Origin of the sequence: Saliniferula longa (assembly GCF_050789285.1) — a bacterium.
GTDB lineage: Bacteria > Pseudomonadota > Alphaproteobacteria > Rhodobacterales > Rhodobacteraceae > CAVPWP01.
This window is the reverse complement of the sequence record NZ_JBOUVX010000002.1, coordinates 1019214-1044264: the sequence shown is the minus strand read 5'-3', so window position 1 is coordinate 1044264 and position 25051 is coordinate 1019214. Positions and strand designations below refer to the sequence as shown.

Sequence of the window (25051 nt, the reverse complement as noted above, 5' to 3'; positions counted from 1 at the left end):
AACCCCTGTGACCCGGCCGGACCGGTGTGCCATGGTGCCGCCGGTCGCATCATCCCGGCCGCACCAAGGGAATTCGGGTAAGGAGCCTTCTTCATGACCAACATCGTCATCGCCTCGGCCGCGCGCACTGCCGTGGGCAGCTTCAACGGGGCCTTCGCCTCGACCCCCGCGCATGACCTTGGCGCCGCCGTGCTGGCCGCCGTCGTCGAACGCGCGGGCATCGACAAGGGCGACGTCAGCGAGACGATCCTGGGCCAGGTCCTGACCGCGGGGCAAGGCCAGAACCCCGCCCGGCAGGCCCACATCAACGCGGGGCTTCCGCAGGAAAGCGCCGCCTGGAGCATCAACCAGGTCTGCGGCTCGGGCCTGCGCGCCGTGGCGCTGGGCGCCCAGCACATCATGCTTGGCGACGCCGCCATCGTCGCGGCCGGCGGACAGGAGAACATGAGCCTGTCGCCCCACGTCGCGCACCTGCGCGCCGGCCACAAGATGGGCGACATGAAGTTCATCGACTCGATGATCAAGGACGGCCTCTGGGATGCCTTCAACGGCTATCACATGGGCCAGACCGCCGAGAACGTCGCCGAGAAGTGGCAGATCAGCCGCGACGAACAGGACACCTTCGCCGTGGCCAGCCAGAACAAGGCCGAGGCCGCGCAGAAGGCCGGCCGGTTCGCCGACGAGATCGTGGCCTTCACCATCCAGACCCGGAAGGGCGACATCGTGGTGGACCAGGACGAATACATCCGCCATGGCGCGACGATCGAGGCCATGCAGAAGCTGAAGCCCGCCTTCACCAAGGACGGCACTGTGACCGCGGCGAACGCCTCGGGCCTCAACGACGGCGCCGCGGGCGTCCTGCTGATGACCGCCGACGAGGCCGAGCGGCGCGGTATCGAGCCTCTGGCCCGCATCGCGTCCTACGCCACGGCCGGCCTTGACCCGGCGATCATGGGCGTCGGCCCGATCCACGCCAGCCGCAAGGCGCTTGAGAAGGCCGGCTGGAAGGCGAGCGACCTCGATCTCGTCGAGGCGAATGAGGCCTTCGCAGCGCAGGCCTGCGCGGTGAACAAGGACATGGGCTGGGACCCGGCGATCGTGAACGTCAACGGCGGCGCCATCGCCATCGGCCACCCGATCGGCGCATCGGGCGCGCGCGTGCTGAACACGCTTCTCTTCGAGATGAAGCGGCGCGGCGCGAAGAAGGGGCTGGCCACGCTTTGCATCGGCGGCGGCATGGGCGTCGCCATGTGCGTCGAGCGGCCGTAACCCGTCAGGAAATCGGGGGGCCACCGCGCAACTTTGTTGCGCGGTGATTTTCCAGCGGCTACGATAATTGCACAATCAAGAAACGTCGGAGGAGATGATGGGACGTGTTGCACTGGTCACGGGGGGGTCGCGCGGCATCGGTGCGGCGATCTCGTCCGCACTGAAGGAGGCCGGGTACGCGGTCGCCGCCACCTACGCCGGCAATGACGAGGCCGCGGCGAAGTTCACCAAGGAAACCGGGATCCGGACCTACAAGTTCGACGTCGGCGACTACGAGGCCTGCGGCGCCGGCATCGCACGGATCGCGGCCGACCTCGGCCCGGTGGACGTGCTTGTGAACAATGCCGGCATCACCCGCGACGCCATGTTCCACAAGATGACGCCGCAGATGTGGAAGGAAGTCATCGACACCAACCTGACGGGCCTGTTCAACATGACCCACCAGGTCTGGGGCGGCATGCGCGACCGCAAGTTCGGCCGCGTGATCAACATCTCGTCGATCAACGGCCAGAAGGGTCAGGCCGGTCAGGCCAACTATTCGGCCGCGAAAGCGGGCGACCTGGGCTTCACCAAGGCGCTGGCGCAGGAAGGCGCGCGCGCGGGCATCACCGTCAACGCGATCTGCCCCGGCTACATCGCCACCGAGATGGTCAAGGCGATCGACGAGAAGGTGCTGACCGAACGCATCATCCCGCAAATCCCCGTCGGCCGCCTTGGCGAACCCGAAGAGATCGCGCGGATCGTCGTCTTCCTTGCCTCGGACGAGGCAGGGTTCATCACCGGCTCGACCGTTTCGGCCAACGGCGGCCAGTTCTTCGTCTAGGTCCGCCGCAGGAAAGCGGCGCTTCTGGCCGCAATTCCCTCAAGCAGCCCCGGCGAGCTCTGCGCGCCGGGGCCTTTGTCTGGCTCGCGTCCCGGGCAAGATCGCTTTCCCGGGGATCCGCGTCAGGTCTGCCTCAAGCGCTGCCGAGGCGCGTGATCTCTTCCTTGAGACGCAGTTTCTCTTTCTTCATCTGGGTGATGTGAAGATCATCCGTGGCCGGGCTGCGTTGCGCGGCCTCGACCTGATCCGAGAGTTGCTGGTGCTTCTTCCGCAGTTCCTGAAGATGCGACGTCAGACTCATCCGTGGTCTCCTCTCGTTTGTCCAATGTGACAACTGCATCACAAAAAGCGAGTCGTGTCATCCGGGACGCGCACGACCCCTGCGACCGGCAGCCTCCCGCCGAAGTCTTACGATAGCCTTAAGGCGCGCGCCTCACTCAAGGGCCGCGGCGTCACGCAGGATGGCGCGGGCCGGCGCCGAGTAGCTTTCGCCATCGCCGGCATGGGCCGCGCCTTCATGCAGGACGAAGGGAGGAAGCAGGACGAAGGGGGCGCGCCCGCCCTTGCGCGCCGCAAGCAGAACGCGCCCGGCGGGCCGGTCCGCCCGCCCCGATAGCGGGCGAAGGCGAAGGCTTCCCATCCGCCCGTCGAGGCCGCGCACAAGGTCGGGGACGCGGTTGGCGCTTTGAATCACGGTCAGAAGGCCGCCGGGCCGCAACCGGCGCACCGCGCACTCCAGCCAGACGTCAAGCGGCGTTTCCTCGTGCCGCGCGCCGGCACGCGTGGCGAGGTCAGGGCGGGTTCCCGCGGTGAAGAAGGGCGGATTCATCATCACATGGTCGAAGACCTCGCCCCGCAGCGCCGCGGGCAGCCGTGCGACGTCGGCCTCGATCACGCGCAGCGGAAGGGCGTTCTCTTCGGTGTTGCGCCGGGCAAGTTCGGCAGCCTCCGGGTCCCGCTCGACCCCGGTGAGGATGACACCCGGGACCCGCGCGGCAAGGCAAAGCGCGGCCACGCCCACCCCGCAGCCAAGCTCGAGCACCCGTTCGCCGGATGTGGCGGGAACGGCGGCTGCAAGAAAGACCGCATCCGCGCCCGCACGATAGCCCCGGCGGGGCTGGAAGATGCCGAGCCGCCCGCCCAAAAAGGCATCCCGGGTCGGTCCCGTGTCATCGGTCATCTGGCAGAAGGTCGACATCACGCAGAATGGCGCGAGCCTGGAAAAGATCGCGGTCGGCCACCATCAGCCTGCGGGGCAGTACACCGATCGACCCCTCGAGGACGCTCATATGGACGTCCATCTGAAAGCATCCTATACCTTCGCCCTCAAGAATGGCGACGGCAAAGGCGATTACCGTAGGGTCATTGGTGCGCAATAGCTCTTTCATGCCGGTCGAGATAAGGGCAGACCGGCACGGATGTCGAGGCTTCTGACAGGCGTGTAATGGGACTGGACGACGCGATCGCGAAACCACACGAGCGGATGGCCGAATACCTGGCCGCGGACCTGGATGCCGTGGGCAGGGTCATCCGCGCGCGCATGGCCTCGGAACACGCGCCTCGCATCCCCGAAGTGACCGCCCATCTGGTGGACGCCGGCGGCAAGCGGCTGCGGCCGATGCTGACGCTGGCCACCGCGCGCATGTGCGGCTACGAGGGCGAGGATCACGTCAAGCTTGCCGCGACGGTCGAATTCATCCACACCGCCACGCTTTTGCACGACGACGTGGTCGACGGCTCGTTGCAGCGGCGCGGGCGTCCGACGGCGAACCTGCTGTGGGACAACAAGTCCTCGGTTCTTGTGGGCGACTATCTTTTCGCGCGCTCGTTCCAGCTCATGGTCGAGACTGGGTCGATCCGTGTCCTCGACATCCTTGCCGACGCCGCCGCGACCATCGCGGAGGGCGAAGTTCTTCAGCTTACCACCGCGCAGAACCTCGCGACCGATGCCGGGACCTATCTGAAGGTCGTTCGCGGCAAGACCGCGGCGCTGTTCGCCGCCGCGACCGAAGTGGGCGGCGTGATCGCCAACCGGCCGCAGGCCGAGATCGAGGCGCTGCGGATTTATGGCGACGCGCTGGGCGTCGCCTTTCAGATGGTCGACGATCTGCTCGACGTGGCCGGCGACGCCGCGGTCACGGGCAAGAACGTGGGCGACGACTTCCGCGACCGCAAGCTCACGCTGCCCTTCATCAAGGCGGTGGCGCGGGCCGACGCCGACGAACGCGCGTTCTGGGTCCGCACGGTCCAGAATGGCGAGCAGGGCGAAGGCGATCTCGATCAGGCCCTTGCGCTGCTGTCCCGCCATGGCGCGATCGACGAAACCCGCGCCGAGGCGATGGGATGGGCGCAGACCGCGAAGGATGCGCTGGCCCCCCTGCCCGACCACCCGGTCAAGGGCATGCTTGTCGATCTGGCGGACTACGTGGTCGCCCGTATCGCCTGACGCGCCTGACGGCGACCGCCCCTGATCCATCTGCACTGGATTGCAAACATCGCTGGACGAAGCGCGGGGGCAGACGGCCCCCATGGCTGGCCTAGCGTGGACGGGCCCGGGCCGACTGATCGCCTAGCGTCGCCGGCCTGACCCACCAGCCCGGATGCAATCCGCCAAGCCGGGCGGCCGCCCGCGCGGCTGCCTCGGCATCGTCGAAGAGGGCGAAACAGGTGGCCCCCGACCCTGACATGCGCGCCAGCCGCACCCCTTCGCAGGCGCCAAGCGCGGCCAGCACTCGCGACACTTCGGGCAGGATCGCCATGGCCGGCGCCTCAAGATCGTTGCGCTGCGCCGCAAGCCATCCGATCAGACCCGCTGGCCCCGCGAACACGGGAAGCGGATCGGACATGGGCGGGTTGTCCTTCCGCTTGAGGGCGGCGAAGACCGGCGGCGTGGGCATTGCGTGACCGGGGTTCACCAGAACAGCCGGAAGCGCGGGAAGCCCCGCCAGAGGCTTGATCCGTTCGCCGATGCCGCGCACCCGCGCCGCGCCCGAGGCAAGGCACATCGGCACATCGGCCCCAAGCGCCAGAAGCGCGTCAGGATCGGGGCGACCGCCGGTCAGCGCCGCGACGCCCCGCGCGACCGCTGCCGCATCGGCCGACCCGCCGCCAAGGCCCGATGCCGGCGGCAGGCCTTTTTCCAGGCCGATTGCCAGCGATCGATCCGGCGCGCAAAGACGCGCCGCGCGCAGCACGAGGTTCTCGTCGCCCAGAGGGACGGACGCCGCGAAAGGCCCGGTCACCTTGAAGGACGGACGCTCAGCCAGGGCAAGCGTCACCCTGTCTCCGACATCGGCGAAGACCACCAGACTGTCGAGAAGATGATAGCCGTCCGTCCGCTGCCCGGTAACGTGAAGCGTCAGATTGACCTTGGCGGGCGCAAAGACCTCAACCGCCGTCATTCGCCATGTGCAGCGGCGGGGCGCCTTCCTCGGCCAGCACGGCGTCCAGCCCCACCTCCAGCTTGCGGCGAATGCGCTCGGGGTCGGCGTCGGTCGACTCATCCGGAGTGATGAAGGACAGCGCCCGATGCCACTGGAACTCGGCCTCGCGCGTGCGCCCCACGGCCCAGTAGACATCGCCGAGGTGGTCGTTGATCACCGGGTCGATCGGCATCAGCTCGACCGCGCGCTCCATGTGGATCAGCGCTTCGTCGTAGCGGCCAAGGCGGTACAGCACCCAGCCGAGGCTGTCGACGATGTAGCCCGACTCGGGTTCGCCCACGACCGCGCGTTCGATCATGTCGAGCGCCTCGTCGAGGTTGATCTGCAACTCGACCATCGTATAGCCGAGGTAGTTCAGGACCTGCGGCTGGTCGGGGCGCAGTTCAAGCGCCTTGCGGAAATCCGCCTCGGCCTCGGGCCAGCGGTCCTGGCGTTCGTGCGTGATGCCGCGCGCGAAGAACACGGGCCACTGGTTCTCCTGCGGGGTGTCCAGAAGGCCGATGGCGGTGTCGTAGGCGGCCGTCGCCTCGGCGAAGCGCTCGTCGCGGCGCAGGGTGTCGCCAAGCGTCACGTGCACCACGGGAATGTCGGAATGGCTGCGGGCAAGCTGACGCAGGACTTCGATCGCGGCCTCGGGGTTGCCCGAATTCACAAGTGCCTCGGCGCGGCCAAGCTCGGCCACGTGATAGGCCGGGCTGCCGGCCGGCACCTTGTCGTAGACGCTGGTGGCAAGCTCGAAGCGGCCAAGGTTCTCAAGCGTTCCGGCCGTCAGCATCAGCGCGTCAATATGGTCGGGACGGAGATACTGCGCGACGCGGGCATAGACCAGCGTGAAGCCGTCCGCCGCCTCGCCGCTGAGCGCGCCTGCGATGGTGAAGGCGATCTCGGCCATGCCCTCGCGCGCGGACGTCACCGACACGAAAGGCGCGGCCTCGCCCGCGGCCAGCGCATCGCGGAAGGCCTGAAGCTCGGCGTCGATCACCGTCCAGGTCTCGTCGATCAGCGCCACGGCGTCCTCGCGGCGGTCAAGCTGCACCAGGATGTTGGCATGGGTCATGACACCGCGCCGCGACAGCCGAAGCGGCCCACCTTCGCCATCGCCCGACAGGATGCGGTCAGCCCCTTCGAAATCGCCGACAGCGGCCAGCGCGAGCGCCTTGTGGTAAAGCCCGAAGGCCTGCACGCCCTGGGTGCCGGCCACCTCGTCGAAGGCGGCCAGCGCCTCGCCCATGCGGCCAAGGCCGACATAGGCCCAGGCGCGGGCCAGTCCGTCGTAAAGCGGCCCCACGGTCTGGCCGGCAGCGAGATCGGCGACGATCCGGTCCCAGTCGCCGTTCTGGGCGGCCTCGGACAGAAGCACAAGGTTCGCGATCTGGCTATTGGCGCCCGACTGCATCATACGCCGGGCAATCGGGATCGCGCGTTCGAAATCGCCCAGCGCGACAAACGCCGTCACGGCGTTCTCGAGCAGCGAAAGGTTGCCGGGATCGCGCAGAAGCGCGCGGGTGTAGTAGTCGGCCGCGGCCGCGAAATCGCTGGCGAAGGTCGCATGACGCGCGGCGAGATAGGCGCCCGCGTTGCCCTCGGCGCGGGCCCCGTCGAGAGGCAGCGCGATGGCCAGCGCGATGGCAACAACCCGTCCGAACCGCCTGACCTGCATCACGTGACCTCCCGATGCGCCCGCTTCTCAGGGAACCTAGCTCTCGGGCGGGATGGTGGCAACGCCAAGCGGCAATTCGGCGCGGGCTGCGACGCCGGCCGATCACATGTTGGGATAGTTGGGTCCGTCCCCGCCCTGCGGCACCGTCCAGGTGATGTTCTGGCTCGGGTCCTTGATGTCGCAGGTCTTGCAGTGCACGCAGTTCTGGAAGTTGATGACGAAGCGCGGGTCCTTGCCAGCCTCTTCGACAACCTCGTACACGCCCGCCGGGCAATACCGCTGCGCCGGTTCGGCGAATTTCGGAAGATTGACCGCGATCGGGAGGGTCGGATCGGCCAGCCGCAGGTGGCAGGGCTGGTGTTCCTCGTGGTTGGTCATCGAGAAGCTGACGTTGGTCAGCCGGTCGAAGGACAGCACGCCGTCGGGCTTGGGATAGTCGATCGGCGCGAACTTGCGCGCCTCGCCGGTGGCAGCGGCATCGGACTTGCCATGCTTCAGCGTTCCCAGGATCGTCAGGCCAACCTGGTTGGCCCACATGTCGGCCCCACCAAGGCCAAGCGAGGCCATCAGCCCCTTCGACGACCAGAGCGGCTTGACGTTGCGCACGCGCTTGAGGTCGCGGCCGACAGGCCCGGCGCGCAGTTCGGCGTCATAGTCGTCAAGCGTGTCGCCCGAACGGCCCGCGGCGATGGCGCGGGCGGCGGCCTCGGCCGCGGCGATGCCCGACAGCATCGCGTTGTGATTTCCCTTGATGCGCGGCACGTTGACCAGGCCCACCGAACAGCCCAGAAGCGCGCCGCCCGGAAACGCCGCCTTCGGCATCGACTGCCAGCCGCCCTCCGAGATGGCGCGCGCGCCATAGGCGATGCGCTTTCCGCCCTCGAGCAGCCTAGCCACCATCGGATGATGCTTGAAGCGCTGGAACTCCATGTACGGGAACAGGTGGGGGTTCTCGTAGTTGAGGTGCACCACGAAGCCCACGTAGACCTGGTTGTTGTCGAGGTGATAGATGAACGAACCACCACCCGCATTCGATCCAAGAGGCCAGCCCATCGTGTGGGTGACCGTGCCTTCGCGGTGTTTCTCGGGGTCGATCTCCCAGATTTCCTTCATGCCAAGGCCGTATTTCTGCGGCTCGGCGTCGCGATCGAGGGCATGGCGGACAATGACCTCTTTCGACAGCGACCCGCGCACCCCCTCGGACAGGAAGACATACTTGCCCAGCAACTCCATTCCGGGCTCGTAGGCGTCGCCAGGCGTGCCGTCGGGATTGCGGCCGAACTCGCCCGCGACGACGCCGCGGACCGTGCCGTCCTCGCCCCAGACGATCTGCGAGCAGGACATGCCGGGGAAGATCTCGACGCCCAGCGCCTCGGCCTGGGTCGCCATCCAGCGGCAGACGTTGCCCATCGAGACGATGTAGTTCCCGTGGTTCGACATCAGCGGCGGCATCACCAGGTTCGGGATGCGGATCTGGCCGGCTTCGCCAAGGAAATAGAAGTTGTCCTCGCGCACCGGCACGGTGATCGGCGCGTCGCGATCACGCCAGTCGGGGATGAGCGCGTCAAGGCCGGACGGATCAAGGACTGCGCCCGACAGGATGTGCGCGCCGACTTCAGATCCCTTTTCGAGAACGACGACGGAAAGCTCGGGGTCGATCTGCTTGAGCCGGATCGCCGCGGAAAGCCCCGCCGGTCCCGCCCCCACGACCACCACGTCGTATTCCATCGACTCGCGTTCGATTTCGGCCATCGTCTTTCCTTCGCTGCAACGCCGCGCATCTGATCCCGGTTTAGGTATCGGCGCAGGCCGTGCCGGTCAATCGCGACACGGCGTTACAGGCCCGCAGGCGGGTTTTTGCAGGGGGCAGGCGGCCCGGGGGACGGGTGGCGCGGCGCACCAAGGTTCCTCTTGCAATCGGGTGGGCGTTTGGGTCAGGTGAACCGGATCAGCGTCCCGGCGGCCCGCAGGCATGTCAGGCGGCAGTAACCGAGTAGACCGATGGAAAAGATTCCCTTGACGCGCGCGGGGCATTCCGCGCTCAGCGACGAATTGAAGAAACTCAAGTCCGTCGAGCGGCCGGCCGTGATCCAGGCCATCGCCGAAGCGCGCGCCCACGGCGACCTCAGCGAGAACGCCGAGTATCACGCCGCGCGCGAGAAGCAGAGCTTCATCGAGGGCCGTGTCAAGGAAATCGAGGGCATCCTTGCCCTGGCCGAAGTCATCGACACCTCGAAACTGTCCGGCCCGATCAAGTTCGGCGCGACCGTGCGCCTGGTCGACGAGGACACCGACGAGGAGCGCACCTACCAGATCGTCGGCGAGCCCGAGGCCGACATCGAGGCGGGCCGGCTCAACATCCGCTCGCCGCTGGCGCGCGCGCTGATCGGCAAGGAAGAGGGCGACAGCGTCGAGGTGCGCACCCCCGGCGGCGACAAGAGCTATGAGATCCTGAGCGTCACCTACGTCTGAGGACGGCACGGCAGATGTCCGAGAACCGCAAAGACGCGCCTATCGACCTTGGCATCTATACCCAGACGCCGGGACGCTTTCGCGTGACGCGGGCCGAGGCCATCGCGGTAGGCCTGTCGCTTGTCTGGCTGCTGGGGTCGGGGCTGTTCTTCCTGATCCTCGGCACCAGGGAAACCGCCGCGTTCGATCCGATGCGCTTCGTCATGGTCGTGGTCGCCGTCTTCATGCCGGTGGCGATGATCTGGGTGGCGGCGACGGCGGCGAACAGCGCGCGCGTGATGCGCGACGAAGCCGATCGCCTGCACGCCGCGATCGAGGCCATGCGCAAGATATCGGTCACGCAGGCGCAGACCTCGGGAACGCTGATCCAGCCCTCGGTCGAGAAGAAGCTGGACGAGATCGCCCGCGCGCAACGCAAGACCGAGACCGCGCTGGCGACCTTCACCTCGATCCGGCAGGCACAGACCGAGGCCGAGCGTGTGCTTGCACCCCAAGTATCGATCGCGCCGGGCCCGGCCGAAAGCCAGCCCAGCCTCGCGCTTGGCGCGCCGCCCGAACCACAGGGACAGCCGCTGTCGGTCGGCGACTACATCCTGGCGCTGAACTTTCCCGAGACGGCCGAGGATCGCGACGGCTTTCGCGCCCTGCGCCGCGCGTTGCAGGACCGCAGGGCGGCGCGGCTGATCCAGGCCAGCCAGGACGTGCTGACGTTGCTCAGCCAGGACGGCATCTACATGGACGACCTTGTGCCCGACCGCGCCCGGCCCGAACTGTGGCGGCGCTTCGCGCAAGGCGAACGTGGACGACCGATCGCCGGCCTGGGCGGCATCCGCGACCGCTCGTCCCTGGCGCTGGCGGCAGCGCGGATGCGGCAGGACACGATCTTCCGGGACGCGGCGCATCATTTCCTGCGCACCTTCGATTCGAACTTCCAGGAGTTCGAAAGGACCGCGACCGACGCCGAAATCGCGGCCTTGGCCGACACCCGCACCGCACGCGCGTTCATGCTGCTTGGCCGGGTGACGGGGATCTTCGACTAGGGGCGAGGGGGCGCAACGATCCGTGGGCGGCAGGACAAAGTCTTTTTTTCTGCAGGTCACCGCGCAAGGCGCTGCGTCCAAATGCTGTAAGTGACGGACAGCGGCGCCAAGCAAACGGAACATCCGTACTGCGAAGCTGCCTTGGCGGCGGCGCCGTGGCTTCAGCGACCAAGGGATTGATGGCATTGTGTCCCGTTGTGGTTGGGTGCAAGATCTCGCCTGAATTGGGGATAGTCTCATGGACCGTGGCCATCGCACACCGTCTCTGACTGCTGCCCACATCAAGTTGGTTCACCGGGATATCGAAGACCAAGGGCCACCGCCGGGACAGCAGGTTCAGACCGACGAAGACTATGCGGACTGGGTTGCACGTATTCTCGCGGCGCACCCGGCGCCTGACCGGCCAACCCATCTATTTGTCTATGGGTCGCTGATCTGGAGGCCCGAGATCGATCACGTTGGCGAACGGATCGGCGTTCTTCGCGGCTGGCACAGTTCGTTCTGTCTTCGGCAATTGCGATTTCGCGGGTCGCCGGAGTTTCCTGGGCTGATGATGTCGCTTGACGAGGGCGGGGAATGCCGGGGCGTTTTGCTCGAGTTGCCCGCCGAAGATCTTGAGGCCCAGTTCAACCGACTCTTCCGGCGCGAATTCACGGTCAAGCCCAACACGAACACTCCGCTTTGGCTGACGGTCGAAACCGGAACTGGAAGGGTGCCGGCGCTGACGTTCGTAATGAACCGGGAATCGCCGCTCTACGCGGCGAACCTGATGCCGGAAGAGGTTGCCGACGTACTTGCCAAGAGCTGCGGGCATCTGGGCACAGGTGCCGAATACCTTTTGAACACCGTCACGCAGCTTGAGAGCCGCGGCATCCACGATCCGGGTTTATGGCGCCTCCAGGAACTCGTCGCCCAGCGCATCGGGCTGATCTGAAACAGGGGAGGCGCTGGCCTGCCGGTCGGTCGGCCATCTGGCCCGGCTTCGACGCCCGGCCCGCGAATGCCGGATACACCCCGCAAGAAGGGCACCCGGTCTTCCGGATGAGCGATGCTTGTTCTCCGGAGCATTCCTTCGCCGGTCCTGTCCGTCCGTCTGGAGCGCCCACTGACTTCCCTGCACGCCGCGTTGCGCGGCGTCAATGCGACGCGCGCCGGGCAGGGTCTAGCCAAGGGAACCCGATCGGCGGCGTCGCATGGACATGCGCGCGGCGTCCGATCGCCACCGAAGACCGGCAAAGGAGTCCGACATGAAACACCTGATCACGGCGGCTCTTGCCGCGGCAGGCCTGCTTGTCCTGCAGGGCTGCGAGAATTTGACCCCCGAACAACGCACGGTCGTCGGAGTTACGGGCGGCGCGGCGGCGGGGCTGATCACGGCCGAGGCGCTTGACGCCGACAACAACTGGCGGCTGATCGCGGCGCTGGCCGGCGCCGCCGCCGGCACCGTCGTGGCGCAGAACACCCAAACCGGCATGTGCGCCTATGCCCGCGGCGACGGCACTTATTTCGAGGCACCTTGCCAGTAGGCCCGGGTCTTCCGTCCGACATTCCCGCACGTCTTGTCCGCCTTGTCGCTGCCGCCGCTCTGGCGGCCGCGCCAGGGACGGCCGCCGACCTGCCACTCTGCGCGCGGATGGACCTGCCCGTGGCGCGCGTCGAGGCTCCGCCAAGCCAGTATGTCGAGTTCTGCGCCCGCGAGGCAGAGGCCTGCGCGCTTGCGGGGGCGCCGCTGATCGAATGGACGGGGGCGATCGGGTGGCTGCTCGACGGAGTCAACCGCGCGGTGAACGCCGAGGTGGCGCTGGTTCCCGACTGGGACAGCATAGGCCGGGAAGAGCTGTGGAGCTTTCCGGTTCACGGTGCGGGCGATTGCGAGGATTTGGCGCTTGAAAAGCGCCGGCGCCTTGTCGGGGCGGGCCTGCCCGGCGCCGCCCTGACCTGCGCCATCGTCTTTCATCAGGTGCAGTTCTTTCCCCACGCCATCCTGCTGGCGGAGACTACGACCGGGACCTGGGTGCTCGACAGCCATTACGACGAGGTTCTGTGCTGGGACGCGGTTCCCTACATCTACCGCTTGCGCGAACGCCCCGACGGCCAGTGGACCCGGTTCGCCCTACCTTGAGGCCGCGTGCGCCCCGATCAGTAGCGCCTCGTGCCCGCTGCCCAGAATCCAGCCTTCCTCGGCCGCAACGTGAACGGTCGAAACGTCCATGACCCGCGCCATCTGGTCGGGGGTCAACGCCGACAGGGCGCGGGCCAGCACCTCGACCTGCCGCGCGTCCTTGATCCCGCCGCCCGCGGCAAGTTCGGCGGCCACGACCGGCGCCAGAAGCGAGGGCCAGACCTCGGCCAGAACGACGCCGGCGTCTGGCGCCTCGAACGGCCAGACCGACAGGTTGGTCCCAAAGCGGCGGCGCAGGCGGGCAAGGACCGGCAGACCCATCACCGTCTGCGATCCGACGGCGCCCGCGCCCGAGAGCTGCCAGAGGGTAAAGGCACCCTTGTGCCGCTCTTCGATGGCGCGGCGCTCGGGAAAGGGATTGGTCGTCCGCGCCCGGCCCTTGCGCGGAAGGTGGGGCACCTCGCGCGGCGTGCCATTGCCCCAGAAGGGCCCGATGCCGGGAAAGTGGGCGTTGATCGCGCCCGCGACCTCGAAGCGGTTGTTGGCCCCAGGCGTGTCGACGATGCGCGCGTCCAGCCAGTCCCACAGGACGAAGGGATCGGACCGGCCGACCAGAGCCCGCGAGAAGCCGCGAGGATAGCCGAAGGGGAAGTCGAAGCCCACCAGCAGACGCCGCCCCGCCCGGCGCTCGTCGTCGATCAGCGCGGCGATCCAACCCTCGGCGTCAAGGCGATGGCCAAGGTATTCAGCGGGGGCGACCTGCCCGCCGCGGGCGACGGCGGCGAAGATGGCGTCCGGCCTCGGCCGGCGCGGCGCGCGCGCGGCGGCCGACCAGTCGACCATCACGACGGTGTCGAAGGCCGTCATCGGCCCCCGGCCGCCAACGCCCGGGCGCGTGCCAGGTCGTCGGGCGTGTTGACGTTGAAGAAAGGGTCGAAGGGCCCGTCGGGGAACAGCGCCGTCGCCGCCCCGTGGCGATCCGCCCAGTCGGTCACCTTGCGGGTGCCCTGTGCCAATGCCGCGCGCAGATCGTCACGCAGCGCAACCGGCCAAAGACCAAAGGTCGGGTGGCGGCCATCCGGGGTGGCGGCCAGGGCGATGGGCGCGCCCGCCGTCTCGGCCGCCAGCAAGAGGCGCGGGACCAGGTCCTCGGGCAGGAAGGGGGTGTCGGCGGCGGCGGTGACGATGGCCTCGTCCCCCCGCCCCGCCGCCCAGTCAAGCCCGGCGAGCACGCCCGCAAGCGGGCCGGGGTGGCCAGGCATGCTGTCGGGCAGAACCGGCAGGCCAAGCCGCGCGAAGCGCGCCGGATCGCCGTTCGCACTCAGCGCCAAACCCGCCACCTGCGGACCGAGTCGGTCGATCACGTGGTCAAGGATCGTCGGGCCATCCAGAGGCAGAAGCCCCTTGTCGCCCCCTCCAAGGCGCAAGGCCAGACCGCCGGCAAGAATGACCCCGGAGGGCTGTCTCATCCGCGCCTCGGATCGTCGAAGTCTGTCGTTTGCACCTTGGTCGGGCCTCGGGTAAGGGCGGTCTGCAACAGCTTAGGGCGTGCCCATGTCCTCCTCCAGCCCCCGATCGGCCTTCTGGCGCGGTTTTCGCGACGCGGCCCCCTTCATCGTCGTCGTGGCGCCCTTCGGACTGGTGTTCGGCGTAGTCGCCACCGAGGCCGGTCTGACGCTGGGACAGTCGATGGGATTTTCGGTTCTGGTGATCGCGGGGGCCTCGCAGCTGACCGCGATCCAGCTGATGACCGAGAATGCACCGACGCTCGTCGTGATCGCCACGGCGTTGGCGGTGAACCTGCGCATGGCGATGTATTCGGCAAGCCTGGCCCCCCATCTGGGCGGCGCGCCGTTCTGGAAGCGGGGCCTCATCGCCTATCTCAACGTGGATCAGACCTATGCGGTGGCGATCGGAACCTACGAACGCGCGCCCGGGATGACCCTGCCCGAAAAGGTCGCCTATTTCTTTGGAACCGCCACCCCCACCGTACCCTTCTGGTATGGGATGAGCCTTGCCGGCGCCATGTTCGGGGCGCGGATTCCGCCCGAGTTCGCGCTGGATTTCGCGGTGCCGATCACCTTCCTTGCGGTCGTCGCGCCGATGATGCGAACGCTTGCGCATGTGGCGGCGGCCTTCACCTCGGTCGTGATGGCGCTGGCGCTGTCGTGGGTGCCGGCGGGTCTTGGACTTCTGATCGCGGGCGTCCTTGCGATGATGGTCGGCGCGCGGGTCGAGCTAGCGATGGAGCGGCGCGCATGATCACGAAAACCACGCCCGAGATCTGGCTTATCGTGGCGGCCATGGCCGTGGGCACCTATGCGATCCGGCTGTCGTTCCTTGGGCTTCTGGGCGGTCGCAAGATGCCCGACTGGGTGCTGCGGCACCTGCGCTATACGCCCGTGGCGGTGATCCCGGGGCTGGTCGCGCCGCTGGTGATCTGGCCGGCGGCGGCCAATGGCGCGATGGAGCCTGCGCGGATGACGGCAGCGCTGGTCACCCTGGCGGTGGGCTATGTCACGCGGAACGCCGTCTGGGCGATCGTTGCAGGCGCGGTCACGCTTTATTCGGCGTTGGCCATCATCGCCTGAGCTTCCTTCGCGGCGACAAGAAGCACCCCGTGGTTGTCGTCGGCGTCGTCGTCGGTGACGACCCGGGTGCGCACGCCGGGAACCTCGGCCACACCCTTGGACGTGCGGTTCGGCGAATAGCCGACCTTCACCGTCTCGAACCCGGGGGTCCGCGACAGAAGGCGCGAAATCGCAAGCGAGCATTGCGCCTTCGGCACCGCGCCATAGGCTTCGGCCTCGGCGATCAGCCGCTGCGCAACCTCGGGCGCGACGTCGACCTCCTGGATCTGGACATCGAAGGTCTCGCGCGCGTGATAGTCGATATAGACGGCCAGCACCCGGTCCGAGATGCCGTAATGCACATCGTTGCGTTCCGGCGCATGGGGGTGGCGGAAAGTGCCTGCCGGGTCGAAGAGGACGCGCTCATTGCCCGCGATCAGCAGCCCGGTATGGCGTCCGGCGCCGTTCGTGTTGTTGATCACCGTGAAGACGGTGACCCGCGTCGGTCCGTCGTTCGGCCGCGACCAGCGCGCCACTTCCGCGTCCGGCGCCCATGTCGGCTCGGCCGGGCCGCCGCAGGCCGCGAGGACGAGGAACGATAGCGCGACCAAGGCTGCGCCGGCGCGTTTCATGCCGGCCTCGGGGTCAGCGGGCGAAGATGGCGAGGAAGACAAGAATGAACAGGATCACGATGACGGAGTTCGTCACCCACCGCATGAAGCCCGCGAAGGTCTTCTCCTGCTCGGCGACTTCCATGGATCCCGGTTCGAAATGCTTGTCGGCCATGTGCCCTGCTCCGCTCGTCTGTTCGGGGTTGCGATAGCGCATCTTTCCGGCGGTGTCACGGGGCTAGATGGCGTCGCGTTGCCACAGCCAGACGCCGTCCTCGCGCCGGGTGCGGCGCACCTCGCCCCGGTGCCACAGATGCAGGACATGGGCCATCGCCTCGACCAGGGCGAGCCCGTACTCGCCACCCCCGATCTCGCGCAGGTAGAGCGGCTGGAAGCAGTCGACGGCGGTGCGTGGCTCGGAAAGGGCCCCGCGCAGCCGGTCAAGCGCGCCGGCGTGGTTCTCGGCCAGTTGCTGCAGCCGCGTGGGCAGTCCGCGGAAGGGCAGCTTGTGGCCCGGCAGCACAAGCTGGGCGGGCGTGGCGTGGCGCGACAACCGTTCGCAGGCGTCCAGCCATTCTGCGACCGGATCGCCTTCGGGCTCGGTCGCGTAGGCGCCAAGGTTGGGCGAGATCGACGGCAGAAGCTGATCGCCGCCGATCACGATCTCTCCGTCCCGCGACCAGAGTGTCGCGTGTTCGGGGGCATGGCCCGCGCCGATCCGCACGTCCCAGGTCCGCCCGCCCGCGGTGATGGCGTCGCCTTCCGCGATGCGCCGGAAGCCAAGCGGCAAGGGGTCCACCACGTCGCAGAAGTTGAAGGGGCGTTCGGCGGCACGCGCCGTCAACATCTCGGCTGGCATGCCCGCGCCGCGCCAGAAGGCCAGCGTTTCGGGCCGGGGGCGGGCCTGGTCGTCAAGCGTCAGCATCCGCGCGTAAAGCCATGCGGTGCGTGTCGTCCAGAGTTCGGCGCCAAGGTCGGTCTGGAACCAGCCGGCAAGCCCGATGTGGTCGGGATGGTGATGGGTGGCGATCACCCGACGCACGGGGCGACCGGCCAGCGGGCCGGCCAGGATCCGACGCCAGAGGTCGCGCAGCCCCTCGGTCCCAAGACCGGTATCGACCACGGTCCATCCGTCGCCGTCGTCAAGCGCGTAGACGTTGACGTGGCCAAGCGGGCCGGGGAACGGCAGGCACAGCCACAACAGGCCCGGCGCGATCTCGGTCGCGTCGCCCGGGGCGGGCGGCGCATCGAAGGGATAGCGGATCTGGCGGCCGGACGGTGCGGTCATGCGGCCAGATCCGCCAGGTCCAGCGCGAAGAGATCGGCCTTGCCCTGACGCGCGGCGTCAAGAAGCGCGGCATGTTCGGGCAAAAGCCGGACCATGTAGTGGCGTGCAAGCGCCGTGCGCGCGCGCCTTGCCCCCGCCTCGGCGGTGCAGGCCGCGCGCAGGTGATAGTGCGCCCCAAGCACGCGGGCGAAGGCGCGCAAAAAGGGTTGGGCGCCGGCAAGACGCTCGTTCATGTCGCCTTGCGCCACCATCCATTCGGTCGCCTCGCGCAGCGTTTCCGCGGCGCCCCAGACCGACCGGGCAAGGTCCGGAAAGGCCAGGCGGGCGGCTTCGGCACCGCCCTCGATCTCGTCGATCAGTCGGAACGCGGCGTCGCCGCCGTCAAGGAACTTGCGCCCGACGAGGTCCATCGCCTGGATGCCGTTGGTGCCTTCATAGATCGCGGTCACGCGGACATCGCGCAGGAACTGGGCCACGCCGGTTTCCTCGACGAAGCCCATTCCGCCGTGAACCTGGATCGCCTCGTTCGCCACGGCGATGCCGGTGTCGGTGCCAAAGGCCTTGGCAATCGGCGTCAGAAAGGCGGCGCGGGCGGCATGGTGGCCGGAGACCTCGCCCAGGGTCGTGTCGGTGGCCATGTCGCCGGCATGCGCGCAGGCCAGCGCGATGGCGCGCGCGGCGAAGATGTCGGCCTTCATCGAGGCAAGCATTCGCCGGACGTCGGCGTGTTCGGCGATGGTCCCGCTGCCGCCCGCCCTGCCCTGCCGGCGCTGCGTGGCGAAGGCGAGCGCCTGCTGGAACGCGCCTTCGGCCACCCCGATGCCCTGCATGCCCACCCCGAGACGGGCGTTGTTCATCATGGTGAACATCGCGGCCAGACCGCCGTTGGCGGGGCCGACCATCCAGCCGGTGGCCCCGGCGAAATCAAGCACCGCCGTGGGCGAGCCGTGCAGACCCATCTTGTGCTCGAGCCCGAGGACACGCAGACCGTTTCGCGCACCGGCGCTGTCCTCGGGGGTGGGCAGGTATTTCGGGACCAGAAACAGGCTGATGCCCCTGCTTCCCGCCGGCGCGCCAGGCAGGCGGGCAAGAACCAGATGCACCGTGTTTTCAAGGAAATCGGCATCGGCCCAGCTGATGAAGATCTTCTGGCCGGTGATCGCGTAGCGGCCGTCGCCCAGCGGCTCGGCCCGGGTGGTCAGCGCGCCGACGTCCGAGCCCGCCTGCGGCTCGGTCAGGTTCATCGTGCCCGACCAGCGGCCCGAGATCAGCTTGGGCAGGTAAAGCGCGCGGATCGCGTCGTCGGCGTGGTGAGCAAGGGCCTCGATCTGGCCCTGACTGAGAAGCGGCAGCAACTGAAGCGACAGGTTCGCGCCCGACAGCATCTCGTTCACCGCCATGTTGAGCGACTGGGGAAGCTGCATCCCCCCATGGGCGGCATCGGCGGCAAGCCCGATCCAGCCGCCCTCGGCGTACTGGTGATAGGCCTCGGCAAAGCCGCGCGTCGTGCGCACGACCCCGTTCTCAAGCCGCGCGGGGTCGTAGTCGCCGGCGCGGCGCAGGGGCGCGAAGGCGCGCTCGGCGATATGCGCGGCTTCGGTCAGGACAGGCGCGGCAATCCCGGCATCCTGATGGGCGAAGCGCGGGCGCGCGAAGACCTGCGTGATCGGATGAACGACATCCAGGAGGAACAGATACTCATCGACCGGAGCGCGGTAGGTCATGCTGCGTTTCCCTTGGGGTCCCTTGCGGCGTCTGGAACGGCGACTTGGCAAGCCCCGCCGAGGCCGGTAAGGCGGCAAGGCCCGGGCAATGTGGTTCCACGCGCGGCCAGGGCGGGCAACAGGGACGCAGCGTCACGACCATGGCCAACCGTGCGACACAGCGGCTGACCGACACGCCGGCGGACATCGTCCAGGCGGCGGAAATCCTGCGCGCGGGCGGCCTTGTCGCCTTTCCGACCGAGACGGTGTATGGCCTTGGCGCCAACGCGCGGGACACCGATGCGGTGCGCGCGATCTATGCCGCGAAGGGACGCCCGGCCAAGAACCCGCTGATCGTGCACGTGGCTGACCTCGACGGGGCGCGGCGCGTCGCGGTGTTCGATGACTGCGCCGAGGCGCTTGCGCAGGCCTTCTGGCCGGGGCCGCTGACACTGGTGCTGCCGCTGCGGCCCGAAGCCGGGATCGCGGCCGAAGTGACGGCGGGGCAGGCGTCGGTGGCCTTGCGGATGCCGGCGCACCCTGTGGCGCAGGCGATCCTGCGGGCCAGCGGCCTGGCTCTGGCCGCACCATCGGCCAATCCTTCGGGCGCCGTCAGCCCGACCACCGCCGCCCATGTGCTGGAGGGGCTGTCGGGACGGATCGACGCCGTGGTCGACGGCGGAGCCTGCCCGGTAGGCGTCGAATCCACCATCGTCGGGTTGCTTGACGCGCCCGTGCTTCTGCGGCCCGGCGGATTGCCGTCCGAGGCGGTCGAGGCCTGCCTTGGCGTGCCGCTTGCGCGGCCCGGCGCGGACCCTGCGCTTCCGCTGGCCCCGGGGCAGCTGGCCTCGCACTATGCCCCACGGGCGGCGCTGCGCCTGAACGCCGGGCGCGCCCGCGCCGGCGAGGTGCTTCTGGGCTTCGGCCCGGTCACGGGGGCGGCGGCGAACCTGTCGCCCGCTGGCGACCTGGCCGAGGCGGCGGCAAACCTGTTCGCCTGCCTGCGCGCGCTTGATGCCACAGGGGCGGCCGCGATCGCGGTGTCCCCGATCCCCGAGACGGGTCTGGGTCTTGCGATCAACGATCGGCTCAGGCGGGCGGCGGCGCCGCGAGGGTAAGCGCGGCGGTCACGCCCGGCCCGAGGCGCCCGAAAGGCTCAGCGCCTCGACCCCCAGCGCCTTGAGCGCGGCGGCCCACTTGCCGGCATTGTCGGGTGAAAAGACGATCGCGTCCGTCGCGTCGCAGGTCAGCCAGCCGTTCCGGCGGATCTCGGATTCAAGCTGGCCGGGACCCCAGCCGGAATAGCCCAGCGCGAAGATCGCCTGATCGGGGCCCTGACCCGTGGCGATGTCCTGCACGATGTCGAGTGTCGCGGTCATGCCGAAGCGCGCGCCGATCCTGAGGGTCGAGGCGTTCGCGCCGTAGTCGTTCGAGTGCAGCACGAAGCCGCGGCCGCTTTCAACCGGTCCGCCGAAATGGATCGGCATCTTCGGCAGCGGATGGTGCGATTCGATCCCAAGCTGCTCGACAAGGTCCGAGAAGCGGACCTCGGTCATCGGTTTGTTGACGATCAGCCCCATCGCGCCCTTTTCGGAATGGTCGCACAGGAAGACGACGCTTTTTTCGAATCGCGGATCCCCCATTCCGGGCATGGCGATCAGAAGGTTTCCGGCAAGTCCGAACGAGTCGGGGACATTTTTCATGGCGCCAACTCTGTGCGGGCCGCGTCGCAAGGGCAAGTGACGCGCTGCCACACCGGCGAAGGATCGCGAACTCTCTCTGGAAAGTGATTTCCCTTGCGGGTCCGGACGAATAGCTTGCACCGCATGATTTCCGCAGCCCGACATCCTGTTCTTCTGGCCGCCTTCGCGCTTGGCCTGACCGCGTTTCTTCCGACGTCCGCACCGGCGCAGGTGCCCGACCGCATGGTCCGGGCCGAACTTCTGAGCGGGTGGCGGATGGAGGGCGGCGACCATATGGCGGCGCTGCGCCTTACGCTGGCGCCGGGCTGGAAGACCTATTGGCGCGCACCGGGCGACGCCGGCATCCCGCCGCACTTCGATTGGTCGGGGTCCGAAAACCTGAGTGGCGTCCTGGTCAGCTGGCCGGTGCCCGAGGTCTTTCACCTCAACGGGATGCGATCTGTCGGGTATTCCGAGGTCGTGACGATTCCGCTGCGCTTCGTGCCCCATCGCGCGGGCGAGCCCATCGTGATAGCCGGCCGGATCGAGATTGGCGTGTGCGAAGAGATCTGCGTGCCGGTCAGCCTTGACGTCGGGGCCGACCTCACGCCCGTGGCGGCAGCGCAAGATCCCCGCATCGCCGCCGCGCTGGCCGATCGTCCGATGACGGCCGCCGAGGCAGGCGTGCGCGCCGTCGACTGCGCACTGGAACCGATCGGCGACGGGCTGCGGCTGACCGCGACGCTGACCATGCCGGTGCTTGGGCCGGACGAGGCGGCCGTGGTCGAGGTGGCCGACGCACCGATCTGGGTGTCCGAGCCCGAGGTCGCGCGGTCGGGCGACCGGCTGCAGGCTGTCGCGGATCTTGTCCCGCCCGAGGCCGCGCCGTTCGCCCTTGCGCGCGACACGGTGCGCGTCACGGTCATCGCCGGCGGCCGCGCGGTCGAGATCGAAGGCTGCCGCTAGGCCAGCTCTCGCCGCCGCCGCAGCCGGCCGGCCAGGACGGCAAGCGCCCAGACCAGCACCGTCAGGACGAAGGCCCCGCCCGCGAACAGTGCGAAGGCAGCGCCCGCGCCCGACGCCCCCGACGGAAGAAGCGCCGCGACCGGGCGGACCGGCGCCCCGGTGACGATCTGCGCACCCAGAGTCGCGGCGAACCACAGCGCCGTCAGTCCGGCAAGGCCGCCCGCCGCCATCCCGGCGATCCCGCCCCGGCGCGGCGCGGACAGGGCGCGGCGCGCGGCGGCCGTGCGCGTGCGGATGTCCTGCTGCACCGCCAGAAGCGCGGGCACGACCAGCAGCACCAGAACGACGCCGAAGCCCAGCCCGTAGACCAGCGTGATGACCGTGGGCTTGAGGAACTGCGCCTGCTGGGAGCTTTCGAAAAGAAGCGGCGCAAGACCCAGAACGGTCGTCAGCGTGGTCAGCAGGACCGGCCGCAACCGGTCGGCCGCGCCCTCGACGATGGCGGGGAAAAGCCCGCGCGTCCGGGCATAGTCGTCGACGGTGGTGACCAGCACGATCGAGTCGTTGATGATGATCCCCACCATCCCGATCAGCCCCACGACCGAGAACATCGACAGCGGCACGCCCCAGGCATGGTGCCCCCAGATCGCGCCGACAAGGCCGAAGGGAATGATCGCCATCACGATCAGCGGCCGCGTCCAGCTTGAAAAGACCCACGCCAGCGTCAGGAAGATGCCGGCAAGGCAAAGCGCAAGACCGGTCGCCGCATCGGACAGGAACGCGCTTTCCTGCTCGGCCAGCCCGGCAAGCCGCGTCGCGACGCCGAATTCCTCTTCGATCGCGGGCAGGATGACCTCGCGCAGTTCGGTCATGATCTCGGCCGCGCGCGCGGGGTCGTCCTCGGAGATGTCGCCGCTGACCGAGATCACGCGCACCCCGTTCTCGCGCCGCACGGTGGAAAAGCCCGACCGCTGTTCGACCGTCACGACATCGGCGAGCGGGACGTAGGCGCCCGACGGCGCGCGGATCTGCGCGCGGTCGAGGAAGTCGGCTGTCAGCTCGCCCGGCGCCAGTTCGACCCGGATCGCGGCCGAGCGTGGGCCGTCGGGGAAGGTCGCGGCCTCGATCCCGCTCAGGCTGTCGCGCAGAAGCCGGCCCAGCGAGTCGATATCAAGGCCCAGCGCCTGTCCCTGTGGCGTCAGATCGAGGATCAGTTCGTCCTTGTCGAAGGCCATGCTGTCCTCGACCGCCGAGACCTCGGGGTGGCGGGCGACGGCGGTCTTGAGCCGTTCGGCCGCAGCCTTGAGCTGCACCGCGTCCGCGCCCGAGATCTCGACATCGAGCGCGTCGCCCCCCGGCCCCGACCGCCAGCCCCTGAAGCTGACGGTTTCAAGCAGGGGGTGGCGGCGCACGTTGTCCTGCAGATCGGCCACGAACTGGAACGAGGAATAGGGTCGAAGGTCGGCGTCGATCAGTTCGATCGCGATCGACCCCAGAAGTTCGGCGTCCCGGGTGTCTTCTCCGGCAAGGCCGCGGCCGGTGGTGCCGCCGACCTCGGACAGGACATAGGCCACGGGGTTCCGGCCATGCTCGGCCTCGTAGCGGGCGGCAAGCTCTTCGACCGAAGCCTGCAGGTTGCGCATCATCGCGAGCGTATCCTCGCGCGTGGCGCCGGGCGCCATGGCGAAGTTGCCCGAGATCGAGCCCTGTTCGGGCGAGTTGAAGAACCGCCACTGGACGTCGCCCCGGATGAACAGCGCGGCGCTGAGCGCCAGCAGCGCCAGCGCGCCCGCAAGGACCGGATAACGGGCCACGATCACCAGCGCCATGAGGCCGCGGAAGACGCGGTCGCGAAACCAGCGGAAGCCCCGGTTAACCTGCCGCGAGGGCCAGTCGTACCAGTGCTCCTTCGCGGTATGCGTCAGGGCATGGGCCATGTGGTTCGGCAGGATCAGGAAGCACTCGACCAGCGAGGCGGTCAGCACCACGATCACCGTGAAGGGAATGTCGGCGATGAGCGACCCGAAGCGCCCGCCAATGGCGACAAGGCCGAAGAACGCGATGATCGTGGTCAGCGTCGCGGCGAAGACCGGAAGAAACATCCGTCGGGCGGCGTTCTCGGCGGCGCTTTGCGGATCTTCGCCAAGACGGCGCGCGCGGAAATCGGCGTGCTCGCCCACGACGATGGCGTCATCGACAACGATGCCCAGCGTCAGGATCAGCGCAAAGAGCGAAATCATGTTCAGCGTCAGTCCCGCCGCGTACATGATCGCGATGGCGGCCGTCATCGCCACGGGAATGCCCGCGGCGACCCAGAGCGCCGTGCGGGCGTTCAGGAACAGGAACAGCAGCACCACGACCAGCCCAAGGCCCAGAAGCCCGTTCTGAAGCAGAAGGTCGAGCCGCCCGGTGATCTCGTCCGCGCGGGTGCGGATCAGGTCGATGCGCACCCCTTGCGGCAGCGTCGCCGTCATCTCGGCGGCGACCCGTTCGACCGCGCGTTGCATGTCGATGGCATCGCCATCGGCCGACCGGTCGACGCGGATCGAGACCGCGGGATCGGTGCCGACGAAATAGCTGCGGTCGCGATCGACGCCTTCGACGCGGATGATGGCCACGTCGGCAATCCGCAGCGTGGTGCCGTCCATCCCCGAGCGCAGAACGATCTGCCCGATCTCGTCGGCCGACCGTTTGGCGACGCCCGTGCGCACGCGGGTGGTTCCCGCCACATCGCCGGCCGGATCGGCTTCGGCTTCGGCGGCGATCGCGTCGGCGACCTCGCGCAGGGTGATGTCGTGACGGACAAGCGACAGGCCCGAGACCTCGACCACCACCTGCGGGGCGGCAAGCCCGCGGATCGTGGTGCGGGTGATGCCTTCAGCGAAAAGCCGCACGACGAATTCGTCGGCAAGACGCGCGATCTGATCGACGGCGACCGGACCGGTGACGACCACATCGGTCACCCGATCGCTCCACGAGCCGCGGCGGACGCTGGGTTCTTCGGCGTCCTCGGGCAGGTTGCCGACGCTGTCGACGGCCAGTTGCACGTCGTCGGCGGCGCGCGTCATGTCCCAGCCGGGTTCGAACTCAAGCTGGATCGACGCACGCCCTTCGCGCGAGGTCGACGAAGTCTCGGCAACGCCGTCGACGGCCAGAAGCGCGGGTTCGAGAAGCTGGACGATGGCGGCGTCCACATCCTCGGCCCCGGCGCCCTCCCATGTCACCGAAACCGAGATCTCCTCGACCACGACATCGGGGAAATACTGGGCGCGCATGTTGGGAAAGGCAGAGACGCCAAGAACGACGAGCAGCACCAGAAGCAGGTTCGCAGCCGTCCGGTGGCGTGCGAAGTAGGACAGGATGCCGCCTGCCGCGCCGGAAAGGCGGTCGCGGATCACCGGC

The 25051-nt window shown here is 68.4% G+C and carries 26 protein-coding genes; 12 read left to right on the top strand and 14 right to left on the bottom strand.

The features are described 5' to 3' along the window. Positions 1 to 93: 93 nt before the first annotated feature. Together ACRDNQ_RS11675 and phbB are read left to right on the top strand one after the other, a co-directional pair. Positions 94 to 1269: an acetyl-CoA C-acetyltransferase gene (locus ACRDNQ_RS11675; protein WP_431828818.1), complete on the top strand. Its 1176-nt coding sequence runs from the start codon at positions 94 to 96 to the stop codon at positions 1267 to 1269. Positions 1270 to 1366: 97 nt separating this feature from the next. Then, positions 1367 to 2092: an acetoacetyl-CoA reductase gene (gene phbB / locus ACRDNQ_RS11670; protein WP_431828817.1), complete on the top strand. Its 726-nt coding sequence runs from the start codon at positions 1367 to 1369 to the stop codon at positions 2090 to 2092. A gap of 133 nt (positions 2093 to 2225) precedes the next feature. On the opposite strand, the gene ACRDNQ_RS11665 is transcribed toward phbB, so the two are convergent. From ACRDNQ_RS11665 to ACRDNQ_RS11655, 3 genes are all read right to left on the bottom strand, one after another. Beyond that, positions 2226 to 2393, bottom strand: coding sequence for a YdcH family protein (locus tag ACRDNQ_RS11665; RefSeq protein ID WP_431828816.1), 168 nt, complete (start codon positions 2391 to 2393; stop codon positions 2226 to 2228). Between the two features lie 132 nt (positions 2394 to 2525). Next, positions 2526 to 3272 (bottom strand): tRNA1(Val) (adenine(37)-N6)-methyltransferase, encoded by a 747-nt coding sequence (locus ACRDNQ_RS11660; protein WP_431828815.1) that lies wholly within the window; start codon positions 3270 to 3272, stop codon positions 2526 to 2528. Then, complete coding sequence (locus tag ACRDNQ_RS11655) at positions 3262 to 3480, bottom strand: putative signal transducing protein (RefSeq protein WP_431828814.1); 219 nt, start codon at positions 3478 to 3480, stop codon at positions 3262 to 3264. The genes ACRDNQ_RS11660 and ACRDNQ_RS11655 overlap by 11 nt, the downstream gene beginning before the upstream one ends. A 56-nt stretch (positions 3481 to 3536) precedes the next feature. Between ACRDNQ_RS11655 and ACRDNQ_RS11650 the strand changes: the two genes are divergently transcribed. Then, a complete protein-coding gene (locus ACRDNQ_RS11650) occupies positions 3537 to 4538 on the top strand; it encodes a polyprenyl synthetase family protein (RefSeq protein WP_431828813.1) in 1002 nt (333 codons plus the stop codon). A 91-nt stretch (positions 4539 to 4629) separates the two neighbouring features. Here the strand turns inward: ACRDNQ_RS11650 and ACRDNQ_RS11645 are convergent, their stop codons facing one another. The 3 genes from ACRDNQ_RS11645 to ACRDNQ_RS11635 form a co-directional block, all read right to left on the bottom strand. Continuing rightward, positions 4630 to 5493 carry a 4-(cytidine 5'-diphospho)-2-C-methyl-D-erythritol kinase gene (locus tag ACRDNQ_RS11645; RefSeq protein ID WP_431828812.1) on the bottom strand — a complete coding sequence of 288 codons (864 nt, stop codon included), beginning with the start codon at positions 5491 to 5493 and terminating at the stop codon, positions 4630 to 4632. Further along, positions 5480 to 7195, bottom strand: coding sequence for a tetratricopeptide repeat protein (locus ACRDNQ_RS11640; RefSeq protein WP_431828811.1), 1716 nt, complete (start codon positions 7193 to 7195; stop codon positions 5480 to 5482). The genes ACRDNQ_RS11645 and ACRDNQ_RS11640 overlap by 14 nt, the downstream gene beginning before the upstream one ends. Positions 7196 to 7297: 102 nt before the next feature. Beyond that, a complete protein-coding gene (locus ACRDNQ_RS11635) occupies positions 7298 to 8947 on the bottom strand; it encodes an electron transfer flavoprotein-ubiquinone oxidoreductase (protein WP_431828810.1) in 1650 nt (549 codons plus the stop codon). A gap of 249 nt (positions 8948 to 9196) precedes the next feature. Between ACRDNQ_RS11635 and greA the strand changes: the two genes are divergently transcribed. From greA to ACRDNQ_RS11610, 5 genes are all read left to right on the top strand, one after another. After that, positions 9197 to 9667, top strand: coding sequence for a transcription elongation factor GreA (gene greA, locus ACRDNQ_RS11630; protein WP_431828809.1), 471 nt, complete (start codon positions 9197 to 9199; stop codon positions 9665 to 9667). Between the two features lie 14 nt (positions 9668 to 9681). Next, the gene (locus ACRDNQ_RS11625) at positions 9682 to 10707 is read left to right on the top strand and encodes a hypothetical protein (protein WP_431828808.1); all 1026 of its coding nucleotides are present in this window, start codon (positions 9682 to 9684) and stop codon (positions 10705 to 10707) included. Positions 10708 to 10945: 238 nt separating this feature from the next. Then, positions 10946 to 11641: a gamma-glutamylcyclotransferase gene (locus tag ACRDNQ_RS11620; protein WP_431828807.1), complete on the top strand. Its 696-nt coding sequence runs from the start codon at positions 10946 to 10948 to the stop codon at positions 11639 to 11641. A 313-nt stretch (positions 11642 to 11954) separates the two neighbouring features. Then, positions 11955 to 12233, top strand: a complete 279-nt coding sequence (locus ACRDNQ_RS11615; RefSeq protein ID WP_431828806.1) for a glycine zipper 2TM domain-containing protein — start codon at positions 11955 to 11957, stop codon at positions 12231 to 12233. A 119-nt stretch (positions 12234 to 12352) separates the two neighbouring features. Next, a complete protein-coding gene (locus ACRDNQ_RS11610) occupies positions 12353 to 12829 on the top strand; it encodes a transglutaminase-like cysteine peptidase (RefSeq protein WP_431829120.1) in 477 nt (158 codons plus the stop codon). Here the strand turns inward: ACRDNQ_RS11610 and ACRDNQ_RS11605 are convergent. Further along, positions 12821 to 13696 (bottom strand): molybdopterin guanine dinucleotide synthesis, encoded by an 876-nt coding sequence (locus ACRDNQ_RS11605; protein WP_431828805.1) that lies wholly within the window; start codon positions 13694 to 13696, stop codon positions 12821 to 12823. The two genes, ACRDNQ_RS11610 and ACRDNQ_RS11605, sit on opposite strands and share 9 nt — an antisense overlap. After that, positions 13693 to 14298: a molybdenum cofactor guanylyltransferase MobA gene (gene mobA / locus ACRDNQ_RS11600; protein ID WP_431828804.1), complete on the bottom strand. Its 606-nt coding sequence runs from the start codon at positions 14296 to 14298 to the stop codon at positions 13693 to 13695. The genes ACRDNQ_RS11605 and mobA overlap by 4 nt, the downstream gene beginning before the upstream one ends. 85 nt (positions 14299 to 14383) lie before the next feature. Here mobA and ACRDNQ_RS11595 point away from each other — a divergent pair, with 85 nt between their 5' ends. Next, a complete protein-coding gene (locus ACRDNQ_RS11595; protein ID WP_431828803.1) occupies positions 14384 to 15091 on the top strand; it encodes an AzlC family ABC transporter permease in 708 nt (235 codons plus the stop codon). Next, on the top strand, positions 15088 to 15420 hold the full coding sequence (locus ACRDNQ_RS11590; protein ID WP_431828802.1) for an AzlD domain-containing protein: 333 nt from the start codon (positions 15088 to 15090) through the stop codon (positions 15418 to 15420). Before ACRDNQ_RS11595 ends, ACRDNQ_RS11590 begins: the two co-directional genes overlap by 4 nt. Here the strand turns inward: ACRDNQ_RS11590 and ACRDNQ_RS11585 are convergent. The 4 genes from ACRDNQ_RS11585 to ACRDNQ_RS11570 all read right to left on the bottom strand — a co-directional run bounded on the left by ACRDNQ_RS11585 (position 15393) and on the right by ACRDNQ_RS11570 (position 19022). After that, entirely contained in the window at positions 15393 to 16031 is a 639-nt protein-coding gene (locus ACRDNQ_RS11585; protein ID WP_431828801.1) for a hypothetical protein, read from the bottom strand. The genes ACRDNQ_RS11590 and ACRDNQ_RS11585 overlap by 28 nt on opposite strands. Positions 16032 to 16044: 13 nt before the next feature. Continuing rightward, positions 16045 to 16185 carry an aa3-type cytochrome c oxidase subunit IV gene (locus tag ACRDNQ_RS11580; protein ID WP_431828800.1) on the bottom strand — a complete coding sequence of 47 codons (141 nt, stop codon included), beginning with the start codon at positions 16183 to 16185 and terminating at the stop codon, positions 16045 to 16047. A gap of 63 nt (positions 16186 to 16248) precedes the next feature. Then, complete coding sequence (locus ACRDNQ_RS11575) at positions 16249 to 17298, bottom strand: MBL fold metallo-hydrolase (RefSeq protein ID WP_431828799.1); 1050 nt, start codon at positions 17296 to 17298, stop codon at positions 16249 to 16251. Next, complete coding sequence (locus ACRDNQ_RS11570) at positions 17295 to 19022, bottom strand: acyl-CoA dehydrogenase (RefSeq protein ID WP_431828798.1); 1728 nt, start codon at positions 19020 to 19022, stop codon at positions 17295 to 17297. The genes ACRDNQ_RS11575 and ACRDNQ_RS11570 overlap by 4 nt, the downstream gene beginning before the upstream one ends. 140 nt (positions 19023 to 19162) lie before the next feature. Between ACRDNQ_RS11570 and ACRDNQ_RS11565 the strand changes: the two genes are divergently transcribed. Further along, positions 19163 to 20119 (top strand): L-threonylcarbamoyladenylate synthase, encoded by a 957-nt coding sequence (locus ACRDNQ_RS11565; RefSeq protein WP_431828797.1) that lies wholly within the window; start codon positions 19163 to 19165, stop codon positions 20117 to 20119. 9 nt (positions 20120 to 20128) lie between these two features. Here ACRDNQ_RS11565 and ACRDNQ_RS11560 read toward each other — a convergent pair whose 3' ends face one another. Continuing rightward, on the bottom strand, positions 20129 to 20704 hold the full coding sequence (locus tag ACRDNQ_RS11560; protein WP_431828796.1) for a YqgE/AlgH family protein: 576 nt from the start codon (positions 20702 to 20704) through the stop codon (positions 20129 to 20131). Between the two features lie 123 nt (positions 20705 to 20827). On the opposite strand from ACRDNQ_RS11560, the gene ACRDNQ_RS11555 reads away from it, so the two are divergent. Beyond that, complete coding sequence (locus ACRDNQ_RS11555; RefSeq protein ID WP_431828795.1) at positions 20828 to 21649, top strand: protein-disulfide reductase DsbD domain-containing protein; 822 nt, start codon at positions 20828 to 20830, stop codon at positions 21647 to 21649. On the opposite strand, the gene ACRDNQ_RS11550 is transcribed toward ACRDNQ_RS11555, so the two are convergent. After that, positions 21646 to 25044, bottom strand: a complete 3399-nt coding sequence (locus ACRDNQ_RS11550) for an efflux RND transporter permease subunit (RefSeq protein WP_431829119.1) — start codon at positions 25042 to 25044, stop codon at positions 21646 to 21648. The two genes, ACRDNQ_RS11555 and ACRDNQ_RS11550, sit on opposite strands and share 4 nt — an antisense overlap. Positions 25045 to 25051: the final 7 nt, after the last annotated feature.